6 protein-coding genes and 1 pseudogene are annotated in these 5096 nt (G+C 40.4%); 4 read left to right on the top strand and 3 right to left on the bottom strand.

Annotated elements, in window-relative coordinates; genetic code table 11:
• The coding region (locus VFM80_RS07025) for an HAD family hydrolase (RefSeq protein WP_395070917.1) at nt 1-576 on the bottom strand (576 nt) is incomplete at its 3' end.
• A gap of 82 nt (nt 577-658) precedes the next feature.
• Here VFM80_RS07025 and VFM80_RS07020 point away from each other — a divergent pair.
• From VFM80_RS07020 to VFM80_RS07010, 3 genes are all read left to right on the top strand, one after another.
• Nucleotides 659-1249: a LemA family protein gene (locus tag VFM80_RS07020; protein ID WP_395070916.1), complete on the top strand. Its 591-nt coding sequence runs from the start codon at nt 659-661 to the stop codon at nt 1247-1249.
• 93 nt (nt 1250-1342) lie between these two features.
• Entirely contained in the window at nt 1343-1801 is a 459-nt protein-coding gene (locus VFM80_RS07015) for a TPM domain-containing protein (protein ID WP_395070914.1), read from the top strand.
• On the top strand, nt 1794-2543 hold the full coding sequence (locus tag VFM80_RS07010; RefSeq protein WP_395070912.1) for a TPM domain-containing protein: 750 nt from the start codon (nt 1794-1796) through the stop codon (nt 2541-2543). The genes VFM80_RS07015 and VFM80_RS07010 overlap by 8 nt, the downstream gene beginning before the upstream one ends.
• Nucleotides 2544-2650: 107 nt before the next feature.
• On the opposite strand, the gene VFM80_RS07005 is transcribed toward VFM80_RS07010, so the two are convergent.
• Entirely contained in the window at nt 2651-3943 is a 1293-nt protein-coding gene (locus tag VFM80_RS07005; RefSeq protein ID WP_395070910.1) for a glycerate kinase type-2 family protein, read from the bottom strand.
• Nucleotides 3944-4352: 409 nt separating this feature from the next.
• Nucleotides 4353-4646, bottom strand: a complete 294-nt coding sequence (locus VFM80_RS07000; protein ID WP_395070908.1) for a hypothetical protein — start codon at nt 4644-4646, stop codon at nt 4353-4355.
• 102 nt (nt 4647-4748) lie between these two features.
• Here VFM80_RS07000 and VFM80_RS06995 point away from each other — a divergent pair.
• Nucleotides 4749-5096 (top strand): annotated as a pseudogene (locus VFM80_RS06995) (hypothetical protein); the annotation flags it as partial.

Here is a 5096-nt window from a genome sequence, read left to right as displayed (position 1 = left end):
TACATCGGAGCTGAAGGAATCCCCCACATATAAAATATCTTCCCGGTTCACTCCGGTTAGATCCGTTGCGTGATCGAACACTTTGGGATGCGGCTTCATCTCTCCCACTTCTTCCGAGATGACAATATGTCTGGCGGTTTGTTTCAGGTTGAACTGATCTATCTTCAACCATTGTGTTTCCGCAAACCCATTGGTCATAATACCGACTTCAAAATTCTGGGCGATCTTATGATAGGATTCATGAGCACCATCCAGCCACTCCCAGTGATTCCTGTAGTAATTCATATACACTTTTCCGGCTTCTTCGTGCATATGCTCTTCAACCCCAAGGTCTCTGAATGTCTCCTGAAAACGCCGGCGGTGCAATTCATGTCGATCTATTTCTCCCCTTCCATATTCTTCCCACAATCCTTTGTTGATATGATGATAGGTATCCAGTAATTGCTGTTCTGAAATTCCTTTGAACATGTCGAAATGTTCGTAAACATCCCGAAGTCCGGCTTGTTCTGCCTTTTTGTGATCAAGGAGGGTGTCGTCTAAGTCAAAATAGATGAATTTCGGTTTCAGTTGTGACAATGGAACAGTTTTTGATTATTGTTGAACCTAAAGATAATTACCTTCGTAAGAGGGCAACAAATAAACCACAAAATCTTTACTCATGAAAGCAAAATTTTTGATCATTATCGGAGTGCTTGCGCTCCTCGTTTTTTATGGAATCAGTGTGAATAACAGCTTGGTTACCGCCGAGGAAAATGTAAACGGAGCTTGGGCTCAGGTTGAGAATCAATATCAGCGAAGAGCCGACCTTATTCCAAATTTGGTTAGTACCGTTCAAGGTGCCGCAGACTTTGAATCCGAAACCTTACAAGAAGTAATTGAAGCAAGAAGCCGAGCCACTTCCGTAAATATTGATGCCAATGACTTAAATAACCCGGAAGCATTCCAGCAATTTCAGGAAGCTCAAGGGCAACTAAGCGGAGCTTTATCACGTTTATTGGTAACAGTAGAACGATATCCTGAACTACAGGCCAACCAAAATTTCAGAGATTTACAAGCTCAACTGGAAGGCACAGAAAACCGGATTGCCACTGAACGCATGAGATTTAATCAGGCTGCCGAGGGATTCAATACACAGATTCGCAAGTTCCCTACAAGCATGTTTGCTTCCATATTAGGCTTTGAACAAAAAGAGTATTTTCAAGCTGAACAAGGTGCAGAAGAAGCCCCCGAAGTAGATTTCAGCAATTAATTTTAATAGATAATAGATAAAAGACGTAAGATTTGAGACTCCAAAAATCTGTCTTTTATCTTCTGTTTAAAATCTTACATCTAAAAACATTCCATGGCAAAATTTCTTACACAGGAACAAGAGGAAGATATTGTTGAGGCTATAAGACACGCCGAACAAGCTACTTCCGGTGAAGTACGCGTTCATATCGAAAAGAAGTGTAAAGTAGAGAACCCTATCGATCGCGCCAAGGAGGTCTTTGCAGAACTGAAGATGCACGAGACTGAATTCCGAAATGGTGTGATCGTTTATGTGGCCTGGAAAGATCATAAGGTTGCCATTTGGGGCGATGAGGGAATACACAACAAGGTGGGGCAATCATTCTGGGAAGAGGAACTGGAATTGATCCTGAAATACTTTAAAGCCGGAGATTATCAAACCGGACTTACAGAAGTGGTGCTTCAAATCGGACAGAAACTAAAAGAGAACTTTCCTTTTGAACAGAAAGGAGAACTCAATGAGCTATCTAATAAGATCAGCTATAACAAAGATGAGGGAAAAACAGATGCGTAAACTTATAAGCCTGATACTATTTGTCGGGATTTCGACATCAGTTTCGGCACAGGACTTTCTACCTGAACGGCCGGTTGGGATGGTCAATGATTTTGCGGATATGCTTACTTCGTCCGAAGAACAGCAACTTGAGCAAAAGCTAACCAATTACCGTGATTCAACGACCAATGTTATTGCCATTGCAACTCTGGAAAGCCTTGAAGGATATCCTGAAGAAGAAATTGCCACAACCCTCTTTAATAACTGGCGTATGTGGGAAGGAGAACGTTACAATGGTGTTCTGATCTTAGTTTCTGAACAAGACCGGCGTATGCAGATCGAAGTCGGATACGGACTAGAAGGTGCTATTCCGGATGCTATGGCTAACCGGGTTTATAATAATATCCTGGTTCCCAGTTTTCAGGCCGGTGATTTTTATGGCGGATTGGACCAGGCTACAAATGCTTTGATGGATCTGGCTGCCGGGGAATTTGAAGGCTTTCCCGAACAGCAATCTTCAGGTGAAGGCTTCCCTATCGATGTGCTCATTATTTTTATCATCATCATTTTCATCCTGATAACACGAGGTAAAGGAGGAAAAGGTGGCCGCAGGCATTCTCTTGGTTCCAGCGGCATCATATTTTACGGTGGCGGTTTTGGAGGTGGAGGTGGTTCATTCGGTGGTGGAGGCGGTGGTTTCGGTGGCTTTTCCGGCGGAGGGGGATTTGGCTCAGGCGGTGGCGGTGCCGGCGGAGGCTGGTAATTTTGAAATTGTAAGTTTTGAATGTTGAATGTTGAATTTTGAATCAGGATTTTAATTCAAAATCAACATTTCTAATTTCTCATTTTCTCCTTTCGGTTCGAAACTGATCATTCGATCAAAACCACCTGAAGATCCATCAAATTATTACCCGTTGCTCCCGTCTTTATGAGCGTATTCATTTTTTCATGAAAGTGGTAAGAATCATTATTCTGAAGATAGTCTTCGGGACTTATTTTTTTCTTTCGGGCTTTTAGCGTGGTTTCTGAATTTATGATAGATCCGGCGGCATCTGTAGGTCCATCAATACCATCCGTCGCAAAACTTAACAGTGAGATATCATGCTGTCCTTCAATTGAAATTGCGGCATTCAACGCCAATTCCTGGTTTCTTCCTCCCTTTCCGTCACCTTTTACTTCAACCGTACTTTCCCCATAATAGATGAGTGCTGCGGGTTTGGTAAGTTTTGATCTCTTGCTCAACACCGATATAGCTTCACTGCATATCTTCTTGGATATTTTTCTCACACTCATATCATATGAGTCAGGTGCCACTTGTACATTAAAATCCTGTTTACTTAAATATTTGCCAACATTCTCTGCCAGTATGCTGGCTCCTGAAATAACCTTAACATGATGATTTTTCCATTCCTCATTACCCGGCTTTGGGTTTTCAGGAGCATCACCATGCATGCCTTTTGACAAGTACACACGAATTGAATGCGGTATTTCATTCCACATTTTATATTTTTTCAGGATCTGAAATGCTTCCTCAAAAGTAGAAGAATCGGGGACTGTTGGTCCGCTCCCAATAATCTCAGGATCATCTCCCGGTACATCCGAAAGAATAACTGAGATCAAATCATTATCTGAAAGAAGTTGGCCTAAATTTCCCCCGCCCGTCTCAGAAATATGTTTTCGCACAATATTGATTTCATGAATAGATGCCCCTGAATTCAATAATAGCTTGTATGCCTTTCTAAGCTCATCCGGCTCAATTCCATTTGCAGGAATACAAAACAATGAAGAAGCCCCGCCTGACAAACAAAATATTACAGTGTCACCTTTTGGAATATGACAGGCCAATTTCCATAGTTCATATGAAGCTGAAATTGAGTCATCATAAGGGTATGGGTGCGTACCTGTAAAAACCTGAACTCTATTCAGTTTCTGGGATTCACTTGGGGATATGACAATTCCATCTTTGATTGCAGAACCAAAATATTTCTCAGCCTGATGAGCCATTTCAATGGATGCCTTTCCAGCCCCAAGTAGCCACACTTTGCCGGTTATTTTTAAAGTAGAAAAGAAATTGGATAGATCCAGTTCGTAAAAATCTCCAGAAACAGCTTTCTCAACAATCTTCTCTAAAACTAATTTTTGCTTATTTAGCTTTTCTTTCATGAAATAAATTTCTTCTGTTTTTAATTGAAAGTGGCATGATGCCAATGGAACTAAGCGGAATCAAGTATCTTGAAAACAGATCAATTACAGCCAATGACCATGTACTTTGATATACTAAATATGAGAAAACAAAACTTGCCAAAATAGTTGTCAGACCATGAATGATTATCAAAATTATATAGAATATTTTATCTGCACCTGCTAAAATAAGGCTGCTTTATCACTAAAATTAACCCATAGCATCCATAACAAAAAGATGACAAGATAAAATATGGTTGTTGTAGAATAATCGCGGGTAAAATCAAAAAACTTCGGGCAGTGATCCTGAGTAACAGTGAGCGTAATACCCCCTTGCTATATTCACCAGATATATCACACAAACACCCAATACACCAAAACTTAAACGATTTCACCAATCTCCCGGATAAGCTAATATGAAACCCAAAAATAATTCCATTGCCGCAATCCCGTTACACCCATCTACAATTTCAATACCGGGCGATTCCGCTATCCCGATGATGCGGTTCATCGCAAAAACTTCATACCCAACCCATATCAGCAGTCCTGCACTGGAGCCAATAATGTTAAGAGACGACCACTCATCTAAACTGCCATCCGGTAAAAGCCATAGCTCATATACGAAGTACCACACAATAAAAACAAGAAATGCTTGGGCAATAAACTTTACAACTGAAGAGTTCATTTTAGTGCTTTAATTATTTGTTTCTTAACTTGTGGAATTGGTTTACTTCTTTAAGTAACAGTTATTCATATAACAAAAAATATCAAAAATCTAAATTCTTAGATGAGACTTTTAAAATATACTGTTTTTGGTTTTATTTTTACGCTTTTCAGCCTTCCTCTCCTGGCCCAGGATGTTGGCATTGATTTTGAAAATATTCGGGTTGATCAGCTTAGTAATAGTCAAATATTGCAACTCTATGAACGCATGCAGGAAAGAGGCTTAACAATATCTGAAGTAGAAACTTTAGCTATTGCCAGGGGGATGGATCTTGCTGAAGTCAGCAAATTGCGGAGAAGGATCAATGAAGTTAGAAATTCTTCGCAAAATACCGGTGATCAAGGTAGCATTGATAGCAGTATGCGAAACCAAAATCAGCGAGGAATAAGTGGTCAGTTACCTAATGATCTG

This window comes from Gracilimonas sp. (assembly GCF_035704785.1).
Lineage (GTDB): Bacteria > Bacteroidota > Rhodothermia > Balneolales > Balneolaceae > Gracilimonas.
This window is presented reverse-complemented; position numbering and strand designations above follow the sequence as displayed.